The 19,414-nt window shown below is 49.7% G+C and carries 8 protein-coding genes; all 8 read right to left on the bottom strand.

Annotation, left to right across the window (positions count from 1 at the left end):
- Positions 1 to 215 precede the first annotated feature (215 nt).
- Positions 216 to 1,403: a sodium/glutamate symporter gene (gltS, locus tag DXC57_RS15100; protein WP_118469477.1), complete on the bottom strand. Its 1,188-nt coding sequence runs from the start codon at positions 1,401 to 1,403 to the stop codon at positions 216 to 218.
- A gap of 155 nt (positions 1,404 to 1,558) precedes the next feature.
- A complete protein-coding gene (locus tag DXC57_RS15095) occupies positions 1,559 to 2,404 on the bottom strand; it encodes a DNA-binding domain-containing protein (protein ID WP_022359963.1) in 846 nt (281 codons plus the stop codon).
- On the bottom strand, positions 2,405 to 3,685 hold the full coding sequence (locus DXC57_RS15090; RefSeq protein WP_107000642.1) for an ATP-binding protein: 1,281 nt from the start codon (positions 3,683 to 3,685) through the stop codon (positions 2,405 to 2,407).
- Between the two features lie 307 nt (positions 3,686 to 3,992).
- Positions 3,993 to 5,141 carry an NAD(P)H-dependent oxidoreductase gene (locus DXC57_RS15085; RefSeq protein ID WP_243022518.1) on the bottom strand — a complete coding sequence of 383 codons (1,149 nt, stop codon included), beginning with the start codon at positions 5,139 to 5,141 and terminating at the stop codon, positions 3,993 to 3,995.
- 36 nt (positions 5,142 to 5,177) lie between these two features.
- Positions 5,178 to 6,434 carry a lactate dehydrogenase gene (locus DXC57_RS15080; protein ID WP_118653386.1) on the bottom strand — a complete coding sequence of 419 codons (1,257 nt, stop codon included), beginning with the start codon at positions 6,432 to 6,434 and terminating at the stop codon, positions 5,178 to 5,180.
- Between the two features lie 277 nt (positions 6,435 to 6,711).
- Entirely contained in the window at positions 6,712 to 11,541 is a 4,830-nt protein-coding gene (locus DXC57_RS15075; RefSeq protein WP_118653398.1) for a cytidyltransferase-related domain protein, read from the bottom strand.
- Positions 11,542 to 11,800: 259 nt separating this feature from the next.
- A complete protein-coding gene (locus DXC57_RS15070; RefSeq protein WP_118469480.1) occupies positions 11,801 to 12,310 on the bottom strand; it encodes a heme-binding protein in 510 nt (169 codons plus the stop codon).
- Positions 12,311 to 12,633: 323 nt separating this feature from the next.
- Complete coding sequence (locus DXC57_RS15065) at positions 12,634 to 19,368, bottom strand: YDG domain-containing protein (protein WP_118653384.1); 6,735 nt, start codon at positions 19,366 to 19,368, stop codon at positions 12,634 to 12,636.
- Between the last annotated feature and the right edge of the window lie 46 nt (positions 19,369 to 19,414).

Here is a 19,414-nt window from a genome sequence, read left to right as displayed (position 1 = left end):
TATATTGTTCTTGATTATAACTCGGGGATGGACAACGAATGTGTCCTGGCACATTCGGGCGTCTCGCGCGGCCGCTTGCGACAACCTGCATCTTCGCGCGAGTACGTATCATTGGCACATTCGTTCCTTTTTGTGTGATAGAAAATTCCAAGAAATTTCCTATTACGCAAAAAAAGAGGCCTGCCCAAAAGCAGACCTCTTGAAATTCGCATCTATTAGCCCAGGAAGCTGATGAATCCTGTCAGGATAGTTGCGTTTACAAAGTCGATGAATAAGGAACCTACCAGCGGAACTACCATGAATGCAGTCGGAGCCGGACCATATACGCCGGTGATTGCCTGCATGTTTGCCATAGCGTTCGGGGTAGCACCCATACCGAATCCACAGAAACCACTGGTCATAACAGCAGCATCGTAGGATTTGCCAAGTACGTTGAATACAACGAAGTTTGCATAGAAGAACATAAGTACTGTCTGTGCAAGAAGCATAACTACCATCGGTACAGCCAGCTCAGCTAACTGCCACAGCTTCATATCGATCATAGCCAGACCCAGGAATACGGAAAGGGAAGCACCGCCCAGTGTACTGATCTCTTCCATCGGGATCTCTTTGTTCTGAACATCCATGATGTTACGGATGATAGCACCAACTAACATTGCGCCGATGTAGAACGGGAATGTCATAAACTTGCCAAGGAACATGGATACGATAGTACCAGCACCGATAGCAACGATTAAGTACAGAAGACCGTCAAGGATTCTAGCGGAATCGATTGCACCAGTCTCATCTGTCTCTACAGTCTCAGTCTTAGTAGCTGCCTCAGCAACTGCGGACAGTTTGTACTTACGGATCTTAGCAGTTGCGATAGGACCACCGATTACGCAGCCTGCAACCAGACCATAAGTAGCGGAAGCGATAGCTACAACGCTCGCATTTGCTACGCCTAATTCCTCAAGTAACGGTCCGAAGGAACCAGCAGTACCGTGACCACCTACCATCGGGATGGAACCGGTTGCCAGACCCAGACGAGGATCCAGACCAAATACGCTTGCCAGACCAGCCCCCAGAACGTTCTGAAGAATTACCATAACAGCTGACAGAGCCAGGAATACAACTGTCTGAACGCCGCCCTTCTTCAGCATACGGAAGGATGCTGTGAAACCTACGCTACAGAAGAAAGCTACCATGAATACGTTTTTAAGTGTCATGTCGCAGGAAATTTCCAGAATGCCCATGCCTCTTACGATGGTATGAACAATTGCATAAAGGAAACCACCAACTACAGGTGCCGGAATACAATACCGACGAAGAATAGAAATTTTAGCTACCAGAACACGTCCCAGTAACAGTACAAGTGCCGCAACTGCGGTTGCCTGATACATATCAAGCTCGATTGTCTTCATACAACTACCTCCAACCTATTTTTTTTTCTTGCTCGCAGGTGTATAATACTGTAGCCCCGACAAAAAACTACAAGATCCATCATAAAAACATAAAATTTTTATAACATTTTTTTAACTTATGATAAATAAATTGGAAAGTTTTGTAAATCTACCCGTTATACCTCACGATCTACCGCCAGCATCAGGCTGTCGATGAACTTTTTGATGCTGACTTTGCCGCCGTAACGGCGTTTACCGCGGATGTGATCCATCTCTGCCCGGATTTCCTCGAATGGGAACAGGGTGCTGGAGTATGCAGTAAAGGTTTCATTCATGAAATCCTCAATACCCAAATGTGCCAGGTTCGACATGCCGACCGCGATCGCACGGCGGACACGCTGCTCCATGTTCTTCGGCGCATCGCTCAAAAGCTCGCAGAGCTGACCGATGCTGACCTGGGAGATCGGGCGTCCGTTGTTGTGCAGATACTCGCAGATCCGAAGGATATCGTCGCCGCCCTTCTCGCCGGACATGCCGAGACGGTTTAAAATGTAAAGCACCTTTCTGCCGTAACCGTCATCTTTTTTCTTCTCCTTCGGCATATCCGCGATCTCTGCCATGAACATTTTCTTAATATTCGTCAGTGTTTTCTCATTCTTGATCTGCTCATCCACATTACGGATGACCGATTTTACCTCAATGATATTGATTGGCTTGCTGATGAAGAACTCAATGCCCGCATCGTATGCCTTGCCGATCAATTCTTTTGCCGCCACCTGGGAAATCATGATGCATTTTGCCTTGCAGCCTCTTTCCCGCAGTTCGCGCATGACCTGAACACCGTCCTTTTCCGGCATCAGGAAATCAATCAGAACCATATCCGGATTCTTTGCCAGGATATCATCCACATCCGCCGGCTGTCCCTCTGAAGTACCGCAGACAATTCCCAGATCATTATCTTCAATAATATCCTGCAGGACGCTGATCACTGACATATCATCTTCAACAATATAAATCTCCATTTACTCTATTTCCTCCAATTTCGCTATCGGTATCTCAATATGGAATTTCGTTCCTCTTCCCTCTTCCGAATCCACTGAAATACTACCTTCAAACTGCTCCTCTACCGCGTTTTTCACACCGCAGAGCCCGACGCCTCTATATATATTGCCGGTTTTTTCATCAAACTTCGTTGAATATCCCATATTGAAAATCCGTGGGAGATGTTTTTCTGAAATTCCCGGTCCGTCGTCCGCTACTTCAAACACATAATTACCATCTTTTTTGTACTCCCGAATCCAGATCATCCCACTTTTTTTCGTCGATTCGATCGCTTCCACCGCATTTCCTACCAAATTTTTGAGAATCGTCATAAGCTGGTAGTGTTCCTGCGTCATAAAATTGTCCCGGCAGTCAAACATCAGACGGATATCCAGCTTTTTCTCCGCCATGGTCCGGTAGGTGGATGATTCCAGAATCCGAAGAAGATCCTGCAGGCTCATCGTTTCCTCGTTCGACTCTTCCTCGATCGCCTCCTCAATGCCCTGAATGATGCGGATGTAATCTTTCTTGATCTCATGGACATCCCGCGCTATCTCAAGTCCCATCTGCTGCATTTCCCGTGGAAGATCCTTTTCCAGAATCTGCTCATAGAGCTTGTATGCATTGCTCATGACGCGCTCGATCTCCTCGGTGTTCTTATGCATCAGGTAAATCTCAGTCTTGAGTCCCGTTGTCATAAGAAATAACCGCTGATAACGGCTCTCATGATCCGCTTTCGTAAGAAGAAGCCGGTACTGCTGTTCTCCGATCAGTGCCAGTGCCACAAAAAGTGTGCGGACTGCAGCGATCATAAAAAGCTTTTGAATTATATCCGGTCCCGGCATCGCATTGTTTTTAAGAAGCGCCGCCAGGAAGTTTTCGAATATATTCGAGCATAAGTCACAGAAAAATGCCGCCGCAATCACATTTTCCAGATTCGCGATATGTTTATTCCGGATCTGCAGCTTGAACATCATGCCGTACACGATATAAAAGAATGCTCCGGGCATCGCAAGCTGTACCAGCATCTCGGATGGCATTCCCTGCAGATAATATATCACAATTCGGAACAAAAAAACAATGATCGACGTCACCGTACAGATCGTCATCGTGTGAATCTGGCTTCCGACTGTCATAATCAGCACCGGAAGCAGGATAACCGACGCTGACACACGGAAATTGTTGACAAATACGTTCCAATACAGCTGCGAAGTTATCGCTATGATAAAGCCTATCGCTAATGTTCGTCTCCAGGATTTCATTTCTGCCTTTCTCCCTCTTTAAACGGTTCGATTTCACATGGTCTTTAGCCTGAGTAAAACAGTTTTTACATATTCATATAGTATACTTAGTTTCATGAAATCTGTAAAGAATTTTATAACAGATGTGAAACTCTTGTTACTGTTCACACACGTGTGCCCAGCAACGGGATTTTGCCGATGCTACGCATTCCAAATCGGCAAAATCTGCTGCCGGAACTGTATCGTACGGAATTTTCAGTTCAAAAAATTCCTACCTGTGAACAGTTACAAACTCTCCCAGTGACGCTGCCCTGCTTATAACCCCTCTTTACCTATATAATAGCGTCTCCCGGATTCTCTCCGCAAACGCATTCATCCGATCCTCAATCCCCGGCAGCTGCATCGCTGCCCCGGCATTGTTTGCCGTCTCCATCATCGCAAACTGCCCCGGCAGATAGAAGGTTTTGTTCATATTTAACGCCGCGATAAGCTGTTCCGCCACGATATCGCTTCCGGAATAGCCCGACACAACCACCGCAAACAGCGCTTTGTCATAAAACCGCGTCGTCCGGAACAGCGAAGTCAGGCGGTTGATGAACGCAGTCAGGTTTGCCGACAGCGCATCGTTGTAGTTTGGACAGAGCATCACGATCGCATCCGCCTCGCGGACTGCCGGATAGACGTCCTCGACCATCACTCCACCGTAGAAGCAGCTTCCCTGCTCGCCAAAATGCAGGCACATCTTGTACGGGCATCCGGCGCAGTCGGAAAGCGTACCGTTTCGAAGCCCTATCTCCCGGATCTCCATCTCCGGGAGCTGTTCTTTCACCCGGTTCCAGATCGCGTAGGTGTTGGAGGTCTTGTGGCTTGACGCGTGCAATACCAATACTTTCGGACATTTTTTCCTGACGCAATCCGTTCCCAGTACTTCTTTGACCAGCCCCGCCGCGCTCTCGCGGTATGCCCCCATCAGATCGGTTCCAAGATTATTGGAAACGATCGTGTAATTGGAAAGTGTCCGCGTGCCTTCGACGAGCGGACGCCCCACGAACGCGCAGCCCGCGCAGTTAGCGGCAAACACCAGATCCTTCGCCGCCGATTTGGAATAGAGGTCATTTTCACTGTCCACCAAAAGCCCGCCGACAAAACCGTTCAGAAAATCCGGATGTTCCCGCAGAAAGCGAATCAGGCGGTAAAGCTCCAGGTTGATACCAGATGTGCCAAGCGGCACGGCAAACAGGATACGTCCCTGGACTGGATTTTTTCGATTCTGTGTCTTTTTCAGGCGCCTCCATCGGTTTACATAATCTTCAAACGTGCTGATTTCCGTCGCTGTCTCATAGACGTAGCCGTCCAGCGCATAGGATAACACCTCCGAAAGGCGCGCATCCGCACCTTTTTCCTCCTCGCGCAGATGGACGAGGAGGAGTGGCATTTCTTCTATATAAATATCTCCTTCTGAATTTGAATGAATCACTTGTTTTCGCTTCCTTCCTGCGATAAGACTCATTGATCAGACAATCCTTTTCAGATTTTCCTCCGCCGTCACAATCCGCTCATACAGCGCATCCGGCAATGGCAGAATTTCTGTTTCCAGACCATATTCGGTATAACGGTTTTTCACGCCCATGAAGATACCGCCCATGAAGACGGAACCGCAGTGCCATTCGCCGCGCATCATCAGAATCAGGGAGATTGCGCCGGAGGAATATGCCGGTGCGATAAACGGCTTGAAACCGATCGCGCGCATATGCAGGTTTGCCGTTACCGTCAGCTGGGTCAGTTCTTTTGAAAGCTCGTCGTTGTAATTCTCAATGGAATCTGCGATGACGAGATCCTGTCCATGCGGTCCGAAGGAACGCCCCTCAGTCAAAAACTGTGAAAACCGCCCGTCGCGCTTCGCATAATAAGCCGCACGCGCATTCATAACGCCCAGTCCGAAGCCCTGTACCTGTTCCGGGCGGAGTCCCTTTAAATCAAGGATGCCGTTTTCGTCCTTGTTGCTCTCCAGCCATGCCGTCTTTGCCAGCGGGTCAACCGGATCGGAGACAACGGCAAATAAGCCCTTGAAATGCTCGGCTCTCGCCTGTCTTGCATACTGCGCAACGATCTTGGAGTTATTTTCAAACTGGTACATCCGCACATCCTTGACACCGGAACCAACCGGCGGGATTCCCTTGGAAGCAACAAATACAAACACATCGCACTTAAAGAGGTCTTCCGGTTTTACCACATCGACCTCCGGCAGCGCGTCATATGCCCACGGGTACGCGATCTGGTTTTCCTCAAATTCCCAGCGTGCGGTCACTTTATCGGAAATATCACAGATGCCGATCGAACTGATGCAGTCGCCGCCCAGAAGATGAAGCCCGGTCAACAGCGTACTTCCGACGTCGCCGATCGCCAGCACATGGACTCTTTTCTTCGTTTTCTGCGGTTTTTCTGCCAAAATAGCCTCAAAATCCGGATGCAGGCGGTTGACTGCGCGCATCACGCCCTGAATGATCGCAGCTTTGACTGCCTCGTCAAGCTCACAATTTTTCTTTGCCGCCTGCGCTTCCAGCTTCCGGCTGCTCAGCCAGGAAACATTCTCTGCCTCCTGGAATAAAAGCAGCGGCGAGTTTACCTTAAAAGACTCTCTTCCGGTTCCCGGCTCGCGCTCGAATAAGAATGTGAGCGGCGTGCCCGGGTGCGGCATTTCTGCCTTTTCGTATGATAAATTTCCATTGAAGGAACAGCAGATTTTATCTCCAATTTTATAATAGTACATATTGCATACCCCCTGCTCTTTTTTTGATATCTTATGTGATATGGTTGGGGTCAAAAGACATTTTGACCCCTCTGATACCAGATTGCTCCGCACTATATGCTCCCGCAATCTTCAAAAACATTCGTAATTCGCTCATTTTTCTTTGAAAAATGGCTACTTACTCATGTTTTTGGCGGGGCCCAAGGTCAAAAATTCTCCTGCAAGCAAGCTTGCGTCGAACTTCTGACCTTTTGACCCTGGTATCATGATATTATTTTGCGTTATTTGACATAATTTCTCACTTCCGCGTCCGATACAGCATCTCCAAATCATTTTCCAGATACACCGACGCTGCCAGATTCGGATCGTAGCTGACACACTCGCCTTTATCCGGGCAAAGCGGCAGGATGACCGCTTCAGACAGGCGGCTTAACGTCAGGTTTCTCGCAAACAGCGCCCGGTACTCGGATTCGAGCACCAGAAGGATGTTGCGCGCGTTGCGGATGCAGCACGCGGAGAACTCAAACGCGGCTTCCGGCGTACTTCCCTGTACCGGCGGTGCGGCATACGGCAGGATCATATTGATCGACGGCGTCAGTCCCGCCACCTTCACGGTATCGCGGCGCACCGTATCGCCTCCGATGAACGGGTACAGTGTGGACTCAACAAACCAGTTCCGCAGATTCGGAATGTAATAAATACTGTCTACCGGCACGCCCTTCGTCGCCATCGTGTCACGCCCGTAGCCTGAAATCATACCTAACACCAATTTTTTGATTTCCACGCCCTCTTCGCGCAGCATCGGTTCCAATGCCTCGAAACGTCCGCCGTGATGCAGCAGATCATCAACCAGAATCACCGGGCGGTCAAAGGACTTGATAGCCTTGATCTGGCTTCGCAGCGGCGAATAGTACGGGAACGCTTCGATCGACTTCTCTTTCAGCTCCGGATCGTACACTTTATCTGTATGCAGCGTCTTCGTCACCGTATTCGGAATAACTTTTCCACGCAGGATCTTGCCGAACGGCACGCACATCGCCCCGCCGAGGTGTCTCGGCGTCACTGGGTCACGCGGCACACCATTTAACGCCGTGATCCGTTCCACCAGACGATGGTAAATCACGCTCGCAGACATCGAAAGAACCAGCTGTCCCGGATAGAAGCGCGTCATCGCCATCTGCAATTCCCGATGCGCCTTGTAGATCGCATCCAGAACGCGCGGATTGCTGGAAAATGGTTCTTTTAACGTCGTTTCCAGATTCTGCACTAATACAAGCGGCGCATGCATATCGACCAGATAGAGTGGCGCGTCTTCCGGGGATTCCGGCGCCTTCACAAAGCCCTGGCGGACCACCGCCGACAGCACGCGCTCCGGGCAATAGCCGTCTGCCGGGAAGAAAAGTGCATAGCCGCATTTATATTCAAAGGACCGTGCGATCGCCTCGGTTAAAAGCAGCTGTTCCGCGTCGTTGATCATCGGGTCGCGCTCGACATAGATACCCGAAATCAGAAGAATCTCACCGTAGGTATGGCGGCGCACCTGATCTGCCAGACTGACCTGTCCCAGAACGGCAAACAGCTCATCCGGCGCCAGATAACGAAGCCGCGCCACGCCGACGAGCCGGTTTTCCTGCACGGTATTCCTAAGAAGCAGCAGCCGGTCGCCCGACTCCTTCATCGAATTCAACAGGTTCTCGCGATCTTCTTCGTCCTGCAGAACAAAATTCGAAATTTCCGCCAGAAGCATTTCATCCGGCGTCTCCACCTCCTCATAGGAGATCGCACGCGCGCGGATATATGGTTTATATTCAGGCTCGCGCAGATACAGACCATTGTAATAGATGTATTCCTGCACAGACGGGTCGATCAGGTTCGAAATATCGCGGTTCAGATCGACATTTTCACGGATTCTCGTCGAACTGATGTCCTCCAGATGCTCCGGAAGCTCCAGCTCCACAACCTTGCCGCTGATCTGATCCATCATCTGACGATTGTATTTATTGTCCGCCTTGACATCACCCACGCGTCGGAACGCGATATGGTTCATCGAATGAATCGAATTTTTAACCGGTTTCTTCTTATAAGAAGAGGCATTGGCAATGACATCGCTGCCGACCACGATATACAGCTCTTTTCCGAAAAATACCTCTCTCAGGCGTTTCAGATCCGCCGGATTGGCAATATTGACCGGAATCTCATCCGGGAACAGGTTCACATGGAACTCATCCGCCACCGACATACTCACAATCTGACGGCGGATCAGATGCGGCTGCGCCTTTTTCGACCAGGAAAATTCATCGACCGCCAGAAATACCTCATAGCCGAGGTCGCGAATCTCGCGGACAATCTCCTTGTGTGACAGCGTAAACGGGTCAAATGTGCCTGGGAAGAATGCCACCTGGTTCCGCTCTTTGATCTCTAAATTGCCCTCGGTCATATGGTACTGCGTGATGAACCGGTAAATATTGGAAAGGGACGCCGCACGATAAAATGCCGTCAGCTCATTTCCCTTATTTTCATTGAATAAGAACAGCATCTTGCGGAAGGACAGAGCAAACAACTCTTTTTTCTCCCGGCACTCCATCCAGGATGAGCCGAAGACGGTCTGCCCCAGCACCAGCATCGCCTCCTGGCGCACCGACTCGCGGTAATTGGCCAGACCGCTGAGCAGGATGCCAAGCAGGCGTCCGCGCCGTTCCTCGCATACCTCCTTTTCCTCCGCAAAGCGCTCTGGGTAGCACGAATACCGTTCCAGCAGCACGCCGACCGTATCAAGCGCAACCGAGACTATCTGGTCGTTTGCATTTGCCATCATGCCATGCAGGTAGGAAACGATCTCCTCCAGCTGTTCCGGCGGCAGCCACAGCGCCGCCTGCCCCAGATACTGCGGAATATATTTGGAAAATTCGTACTCACCGACTTCCAGCCCCTTCATCAGCTCAACCACGATCTCATTTCTCTGATCCGGTGTCAGAAGCCCGATGATGCGAAGCAGGGCGGTTCCGGCATCATGGCGCACGATCACGTGCTCGCTGACCTTTACAAGGTTGGAGAGATGCGCTGCGATATGCAGCATATGTTCCTGTTTGCCATGGGCGATCTGATCGACGAGCAGCTTGATATTGGCCGACTTGATGACCCACGGTGTCGCTGTTTTGAGGTTATCCAGGAAAATATCGGAAACAACGTCACGGTCGTACAAAAGTTCCTGTTCTCTCGCCGTGTCCTCTCCGAGATTATTTAACACGCGGTATTTGAGAAAGGTCATCGTGATATTGTCCTCAACCTGCGCCGCCCTCACGCACACGCCGATCTCGGCACAGCACGGATGATCCGGCTGGTACGCCGTCAGAAGCTTGAAGGCGCGCCATGATGCGATCCGCACATCCGGTTCCCCGCTCTGCGACTCAATCAGGGCAAATTTTGCGATTTTCCCCAGTTCCTCTTCACTCAGCTTATCAAACGGCATGAAATGCACCGTATCCAGCAAAGAAAATGCCTCGCCCGGATCCAGCTCATCCGCCCGGTCATACCAAACCAGAAATGCCTCCAGAAATTCCCGCAGATCGCCCGGCGTCGCATGATCAACCACCGATGCCAGCACATTTTTCAGGTGATAACGGATGCGCCGTTTCTGCTGCAGCATCAGCTTGTGATCCGGCCGGATGATCATTTCCAGATATTGCTTCCAGATCTCCATCACCCGCTCCTCGGCAATATCCGGCATACCCGCCGGGCGCTCCTTGCGGTAACCGGCGTTGAACTGCGCGATCACGTGTCCGAGCAGCCTCGCCGCCTGCGCGCGGATGTCGCCCTCGCGGTGCATCAAAAGCTCATATAAAAAGCCCAGCGTCTGCTCTTTCTGCTTGTCGTTTGTATATGTAAAATATTCACGGAAAATGTTTAAATACGCGCGGACACTCTTCCAATCCTTCTCGCTGCGCGCCGCCTCGAGGAGATTGCCAAACTGGCGTTCCGCCCCCATCTGATGCATGACACGGATATTATGCTCAATACCCATGAAAACGAGGGACTGCACCGTCTGCTCTGCATTCCGAAGGGAAATATCCGGCAGCACCTCTGGCTTTTTCGGGTGTCCATTCAAATCCACATCCACACCGAGAGACCGCATATAATCCTCAAAATCATGCAGTTTGGAATAAACAAAGCGGTAACGGTTTAATTTGACCTCATCCACGTTGTCGAGTTTCGAGAGGATGACGTTGAACGCCTCATCCAGATTAGAAATGTAGGTAATCTCGCGCCCGTCATCGCCGCGGCTCTGTTTTACACGGAAATCGGCATAGATCAGCACCAGGGATTCAACCGACAGGTTTTCCGGTTCCAGATCCCAGGTCGAATGGTTCGCCGCGATATGACCGATGTATTCCATTGAATGGTTGTTGAACCACTGGTTTGTATAATAGTAATGAAGATACGGAACCCGCTCATTTGGCTTGCAGCCGAATTTGCCGAGATCATGACCTGCAGCCGCGCCCGAGGTCAGCGTCAGATCGATCGGAACACCCGCCTCGTAAAGCCCGCGTGCCACCGTCATCGCGACATAATGCACGCCCGCGATGTGCTCCAGCGTCCGAAACGGCGTCACCTCCGCATTGAGGCGCATCATCTCATAGATGTATTCCTGTGCGAAAAACTTCTTGAAACGGCTGTATTCTGCCGAGCACTCAAAGCTTGAAGCTTCCTCATCATCCAAAAATGCAAAGTCCTCCATCGGTTTGTACGGAAGCACCGCCCGCTCGCGGTCAAACACGAACTGAAGCACTGCCAGATAGAACTCCGCACCGGCGGAAAAAGCGGCATTTTTCTTCTTAAACTCCGCATCCGGGTAGAGAATATGGCACACATACTGGTAGGTAAACTTCATCCAGCCCTCTTCCGGCTCATGCCCTAAAAGGCTTAACGGTTCCTCACAGATCTCGTAGACCGCCCGGCAGGAAATCCGCTTTTTGATCGGGAAAATATGGGCAAACTGCTCCTCCCAGTGATCCTTGTTCATGAGCATCATGACATTTTTCCGGCTCAGCCCCGACCGGTCTAAAAAGTCTTTTTCGCAAAGGCGCTCGGTCAGTTCCGCAGCCGCCTGACGTACCTCTTTTTTACTCATCCACATCCCTCGCATTCTCTGGATCTCTCAGACGGTTCTTTGCTGTGCAAAAACCATCTGAGTCATTGCAAATATTCTTTTCATATCAAATTTTATAATACTTGAATTATACCACCAGGTGGGGAAGTGCGCTATACAAAATAACGGATAATTCATCGCCATACGGCACAGTAAAACCACAAAAGACGCCTGCAAAAATGCAGATAGCTCATCTACCTTCCATTTCTGCAAACGTCTTTGTTTTTACAAGTCAATCGTTTTATGGCTGCTCTTTCCGAATCTCCGGAATCTCAACTCCCAGCTGTTTCGCCATCGCATCCGCGATCACCTGATGATCGTCCCAGTGTTCCATGCCGGATACCATCACATAGGCAAAAGGACGGCTTCCATCTCTCATGAAAACCGGAATGCAGCCGCCGCACACGAAGAAGTTCTCCTCGCGCACTTTCCAGGATGCTTCCAGTTCTCCGGCTCTCGATGCCGTCAGCGCCCGCAGCGAGCTCATCCCCGTGAGCCGCGATGCTGCCAGCTTGTTGGTCATCCACCAGTCTGCTTCCAGCGTCGCGCCCTCCATCTTGTAGGCAAAGACGGTCGTCTCGTCCTCCACGATGCGGACAGCGACCGAACCGTGATATTTTTTCTCCGTGACCTCTGCAATCAAAAGCCCCAGCTCAAGCGCCTGTTTCCGGGTAAATGTGTCGTAGCAAAGTACGGATTCCTGCTGTTTCAGAATCTCATTCCACTGTTCTTCGGTGTAGAAATTCTTCATGTGTTCCCCCTCCTGTGTCGGTTTGTTTTCCCCTTGTGAATCAGATTATGATCCCCCAGGTTTCATTATATCATACGTATTCTCACCCGTCCACTCACGAACCCGCGCTATCGCGCTCTACCGCCCTGCTTCGCATGGCTGTTCGTTCGTTAATGGCGCAAGAAAAGAATATGTCTGCTTCGCAGCCGCATTCTTTTCTCCTGCGCTCATTATATTTTTTCATGAATACAGCTGTAAACACATTGGAATTTCATTTTGACTCGGCTTCATAAGGTATTTAGATAGAAGCCGCAATCAATCAAACTTCGACCTAAATGTTCTTTTTACTGTCTGTCTTTCCCATCCCACACACCATTTTCATCTACATAGTAGCCGTCCGGTGTCAGACGTCCGACATACAGGATGCCTTTTCTTTCGTCTGAGGTCGGGTGGAAATAGTGCCATTTGCCGTCAATCAGGACCCAGCCGGTCTGCATGCCGTGTTCCGGATCGAGGTAGAACCAGCCGCCATAGTCTTCGTCGCGCATCCAGCCGGTCTTGATATAGCCGCTTTCATCGAACGCCCACCAGTTGCCGTTTACCTGCTCCCATGCATATGCAATGCCATTTGTACCGCGTTTTTCTGCCTTCGGGTAGCTGCTGTCTGCGAAGCGGAGCCACCAGCCGTGTTCATCCTGCATCCAGTGACTCTTTCCGTCATTGGCAGTGCTGTTGGCAGTTCCTGTGAGAATACCTGTGATGCTGTTGGTTCTTCCCCTCACCGGATCCTGCCTGGTCGCTCCGCTGCCGGAAGACTTGTCACGTCCGGAGGAAGAGCTCTGGCTGCCTGATTGGTCTGGCTTGTCGGAGTTATCTGGCTTGTCGGAGTCTTCTGGCTTATCCTCTGCCGGTGGAGCTGCCTTACTGATTTCAAATGTAAGGGATGCCGGAGCCGGTGTGTTGTATCTGGATTCCCACGTATCAAATTCACCAAAATCAAACTCGGCTTTGATTGTGTGGGTGCCTACAAATGATTCTCCCGGCTTCGTCCACTTGAGTACAGCGGTTCCATCTTCCTCTACCGAAACTATATCTGCATCCGGATTTTCATTATCATAGAAATGAACATAACCCTGCAGCTTGTCCTGGTAAACGCCCTGCACTCTGGCAATGATGTCGAAATCTTCTTTCTCTGTTCCGAGAATTCCTTCCAAAAGCTGCACTCCGGTCGTCCGGTTCACAGCCGTTAAGGTAAGAGTGGGGGTTCCTTTTTCAATGGTTATGGTTCCCTCTGCCGGTGTGCTTGTACCGAGATAATTCGTTCCCCCTGCCATGGTGATGCTTACCTTTGCAGAACCGGTTCCTTTGATGGTCACCTGTCCCTGTGCGTCCACGGTGAGAACCTTTTCATCAGAGCTTGTATAGTTCAGAACTCCATCTCCCACTATCTTCACACCTGTCAGCGGAAAGCTGTCGTCTCCATAGGTTTTTTCTCCGATCCATGCTTTCTGGTCGATTGAAACCGAACCCTGTATCGGACGGATCGTTCCGGTCTGAGCTGGATATATGATACGGTAATTCTGCAGATTCACTGCACTCTCGCCTGTCTCAACCTTTGCCTCTGAGGAATCAACGGTTACCGTCTTATCGGTTCCGGCATTGGCATCTGCAAAGCTTCCTTTCAGGTCGCGGATGTTATAGCTATGACCCGTGCTCTGACCCGGAATTTCTATCTCCACCGTCGCCTCTAATGCGATACCGGTACTTCCGTCATAGTTTTTTACAATAGGTGTCTTAAGAACTGCCTTCAACTCTTTCGGAGATATCTCCGGAGTCACACTCTGGGTCAAAGGTTCTCCATACTGCCCTTCCGATGCTTTATCAGGTATAAATTCGACCTGATATGCAGTGCTTCCCTTTACCTCCGGATAAATGGAGGAAGCAGACATTCCGCCCTGCCTTTCAATGAAGTGCCAATTTCCAGAAACCTCCGTTCTACCATAATTAACAACCTTAAATTTCTCTGCCAGCCGTACTTGAATCTGAGCAAGCGTCTGTCCATAGGTTCCCTTCGCTTCAAAGGATACAGCGCCAGCGGGACCGTCGATCAGTAATGCATCCGGTGTTGTCACCTCCAAACGATCAGCTGGCTTCGATGCAAAACTGCTGTCTGTTGCTTTCACACGAAGGGTTACGTAATACGTGTTAGCCGGCTTCGGCGACGTAAACGTCTTCGTCGTCCACCACTCAGGCTCACCAGACTCAGATTCGGCAATTCCGTACTCGTAACTGGAATCGAACTGTCCATTTACCTTGATAGAGTAGCTACCTTTCGTTACATCTGTTATCTGAGCCGGTTTTGGCGGTCTTGCCGGAATCTTTATCTCGGTTGCAGCGCCGGAAGTGTCCGCTTTCTTACGGACATACAGGGAAATCTCTTTTTTACCTTCTGGCTGGTTATCCAGAATCTCTGTCAGCGATGCCGCACCATTTACCGGAATTTCCGTCCAGGATGACGCATTTTCTGACTGTGCAAATTCCACTGCGCTCTGTAAATTGTTTTTCAATACTTCCTTTCCATAATCAACAGAAGTCAGTTCACGTTCTAATACATTTTCAGTCGTGTCTGCATTTACTGTTCCGGTAAATTCCACACCGCCAAAGGAGGCTTTCACTGCCTCCGAAACCGGAAGGTACATATAGATCTTTCCGTTGGAATCTGTCCGGACATCCTTAAAGACGTAGGAGCTTCCTTCAATACCTGCTTTTTCAACCAGTGTATTATTCTCATAGATACCGGTCAGATCCGCAGTGGTGTAATAAACCGGATTACCGTTCCCATCTTTGGGCTTATTCTGTTGCCACTTTCCATCTGCAGTCTTTTCCCAGCCATAAATGATCGGTCGCGGTATATATCCATTCGCCCTTATCAAACAGATCGTTCCACCCTTAATCTTCACATCAGTTGGTGCCTGTGTATTATCATTTTTTCCCATCCCAATATGGGCGATTGATCTCTCCCATGACTCCTTAATATCCAAGCAGATTGTGCCGCCGTCAATCAGCACCTTCGATGAACTGTCATTACCACTTCCGATGCAGGCTCCCTGTTCAGAATAGGCTGTAATCATTCCACCATGAATCTCAATATCGGCAGTTATCGCCATCGCCGGTTTACTACGGGCATATCCAATACCGCTTCCAATTCCGGCACCGTTCGACGAGCTTGCATTCACCGTTCCGCCTTCTATCACGATTTTACCGGTTCTTTCCTTGCCATTAGCACCTCCTGTTCCGATTCCGGCACCCCAACTACCTTTTGCAGTTACAACTCCTCCGCTAATCCGTATTTCTATTACACTTTTTCCTTCCGAAGCACCGATGGCAGCTCCCCTAGAATTGTAATTCATCATTTTTGCAATTACATTTCCCCCCTTGATGTGAATGATTCCTGCATCCTGTTCTACATTTCCTCCAATTGCTGCACCCGTCCTGCTTGCATTTGTATTATTGAGCACCTCTATGGAGCCCTGCTGTTCCGGCTCACTATCAATCGTAAGCTTTGCATCCTTCGCCACACTGATGCCGGCAGGTGAAACAGTTAACTTTGATGAAGATGTCGCTGATTTATTAATCGAAATCTTGTTTTCCCCTTCCAGATAGGCAGTTACCTGGGATTCTCCGTTTATCTGAATCGGTGCGATAGCCTCTGCCGGTGTAATCGTAAGGTTATTGAATACGAGTTTTAATTCCTTGGAGGCTGGTGTATCCACGGAGAGATGATAATTCTTCACATTATTCCCAGATGAAGTGATCCGATAGCATTTAGCATAGGACTGGTCTATTAACTTCTCACTAACCACCTGATCAGAATCGGCTACTTTTTTAGAATAGGAAATCGCCAACTGACCATTATCCACGTAAAAAGATATATCTCCAAGGGAAAGATCCAGCTCTCCCTCCAACGCCTCTGCATCATTTAATACGATGATATCCGTTCCTGCATCCTCTGCCTTTACCGTTTTGTTGTCCAGAGTAAATCTTCCACCGGAGCTGCCTAATTCTCTGATGCCTGTATTTATCAAAAACCGGTAATTTCCGGCCGGAAGATATGCCAGGGCATATGCATGATTACCTGCTTCTGCATCGATTGTCAGCTTCCCGTCAAAGGCAAACTGGCCTTCTTCCTGCTTTAATTCCACCGGAGTTTCTGAAGCAGCTCCAGCCAATCGTCCGGCTGTCAGGGATACATTCTCTGCCTCCTGCACCTTGGATGAATAGAAGTGGAACCGGACAGGATACAGGGGTTCTCCGATGGTAAGGGAAAGATTCGTTTCATCCTCTGGCTTCATCGAGAGGGATCCGGTTACTGTAAAGCTATTCGTATTTTCTCCTTCCTCTCCTCCTTCTTCCTGTACCTGAACTGATACCGGAACCTCTCCGAACAGGGGCGTATACCAGCTGACTTTATCTGTCTTTATCTGATAACCGGAAGCTTTTTGAGATAAATAGGTTACTACATCCGGTGCAGCGCTGCCTTCACTTGCTTCTTCCCCGATCCGAGCCGTCAGTGTATAATTCTTATCATTCTTCAAACGACCATCATGGATGGTCAGATCCATTGCCTTCTGGTAAGCGGCTTTTCCCAGCGTGACGGAGATGGTTTCATCCTTTCCTTTCTTTAGAGCAGCTGTTCCCTTCATCGTCTTACCTGTCCCGCCATCGGAAGGCTCCAGTGCTACAACCATCTGCATATTCCCGTAATAGCCCATCCACCGGGTTATCTCTGGTATCGTTCCCCTGAATCCAGAAACAGTCATTTCTGCCTTTGTTTGATAAACCGGGTTTGCTTTTTCTGTATCATTTTCCCGATACAGGAATATGTCAGCCTGATAGGTTCCATTTGAAAGCTGGTTGTCATAAGCGGTGATCTGGAATGTTTTCTTCCCGTAGGCACATTCTCCCCGGGGCTCAATTTTGCTTTCAACCGGCAGCTCTAACTGCACCTCCTCGGAAATAGTGATACTGCCGCCTTCCATTCCATTTCCATCAAGAGGCCATAACTCTCCATAACCAATATTTCCACCCGTTACCTTCACAGATCCACTTAATATCTGGATATCGCCACAGGATAATTTTAAATCAGTCACTCCATTCCATCCGCTGCCGATGGCAGCTCCCAGATATTCTGATTTTTCATTCTTATAAAAAGATACGGCTATATTGGGAGCTTCGTCTTTCCTCCCGCCGATCACGATCGTGTCTACACTTCCACCCATTCCGCCTCCGATTCCAGCTCCTGTCTGCCTTCCTCCTTTTGCGGTTATCGTTCCACCCAGTATTTTAATGGTTCCGCCGATTCCATAGCGACCGGTTCCGATTCCGGCTCCTCCATGATAATCCCTCGAATAGGAAACCCAATAAGCTCCACCTTCAGCTTCGATAGTTCCGCCCTTGATTATAATCGTTCCTGTCCTACAGTTATTATCTGCACCTTCGTCACTTGCTGTTCCTTTTCCTCCGATACCGGCGGCCCCATAGGCACCTCCCACTGCCTTCAGGCTTCCGGTACTATTCTCCGTAATAACCAGTGTTGCTCCTTTTCCCACCTCAATTCCGGCTCCCTCATCCAGTCCCACAAGTGTATTGGTTCCTTCTAAGGTCAGATTCAGCTGGGCATTGCCTTTCAGGTAAATACCGGCCAGATTCCATCCCCTGGCCCCATCAGATTGGATCATTACATTTTTAATGGTCAGATCGACCGTAACATTATCAATTATGATGCCGCCCTTAATGTCTTGAGGATTATCCAGCCGCGTGGTAGGGCAATATCTGCCGGTAATGGTTATTCCGTTAAACGCATTTTGGTTAGCACTATTAATGCGCAGCGGCTCATTATTCAGATCATACTCCCCGCCTGCCAGAGTCATCAGCTGCATCTCTCCTACGAGAACGCAGATTTCCGGAAGCTCTGCCTCCTCTCCCAGTGAATATTTCTCCGGCAGAACCGGTGTGTAGACATAGGCACAGCCGTTGTAGTCCTGATTTGCCTCCTCATAGCCCGCCCAGGTCTTCGTCGAAGTCTCGACTGGCTCTCCGTTTTCGTCAAATTCCTCGAAATAGTCTTTTTCGGAAATGCCGCCGTGAAACTCCGAAAGGTCACTCTGCTCTTCGTCCAGTTTCCAGGTTATGCCGGAGATCTGCCAGACTGCCGTTTCCGCATCTGTATCTTTCTCTGTGCCCTTATCTACTGCTTCCACCAGATGCACGTTCTGGCTGTCTTCCGCCAGCGTTTCATCCGCCTCTTCCACCTCAACCTCCAGTGTATCCGGCAGGACGATATCGCTTTCTTTCGCGCCAAGAGGCAGCTTCTGCACCGCAATCGTCTCATCCAACTCCGAAAATCCGATGATTGCCGGACCTTTTTCCTCCGGCAGCACCGTCACCTCGATGCGCGGCAAAAAGCCGGTATCCAGTTCATAGCGGCTGCTTTTCAATTCCGCATCAAACACATAGATACCCGGTGTTTTTCCATCGTATGTATCTTTCTCACTGAATGTCTCATCCAGCACCCAGCGGACCTTGACTTCCTTCCAGTTTTTATCGGTTTTCGTCCCGTCCGCATCGGATGGGGATGCTTTCTGCTCAGTGTCATCCTCCCCTATTTCCGATTTTTCTATAACATCTGCCTCAGATGGGGATGCTTTCCGAACTGTACCATCTGTTTCAGATGAAGAAAGCGTCTGAGACCTTTTTTCTGTTTCCACTTCACCGTCTCCGCTTTGAAGCTCCGACGGCGTAGCAATCTTTTCCGCACCATCTTTATCTTCTGCACTGTCTTCTTCATCCGGTGCTTCTTCTGCCAAAACCCGCACTTTCAGCTTGTCCGGCAGCTCCAGATCCTTATATTTCGTTCCATACGGAACCTCCTGATGCAGGATTTCATCCGAAAGCTCCTTCACTTCCTCGATATACTGCACCGAACTGCCTGCCAGCGCCTGCGGGTGCCAGTCACAGGTATTCCATATCATTACCGCCGCCAGCGCCGCTGCCAGGGCACGCTTATATTTCTTTTTCATGCTGTTTTCCTCCATCTATTCTGAACGAATTTTTCTATTTCAGTCT

This window comes from Clostridium sp. TF06-15AC, assembly GCF_003481165.1.
Classification (GTDB): Bacteria; Bacillota; Clostridia; order Lachnospirales; family Lachnospiraceae; genus Otoolea; species Otoolea fessa.
Note: the sequence above shows the minus strand (reverse complement) of the source record. Positions and strands in the feature narration are given on the sequence as shown.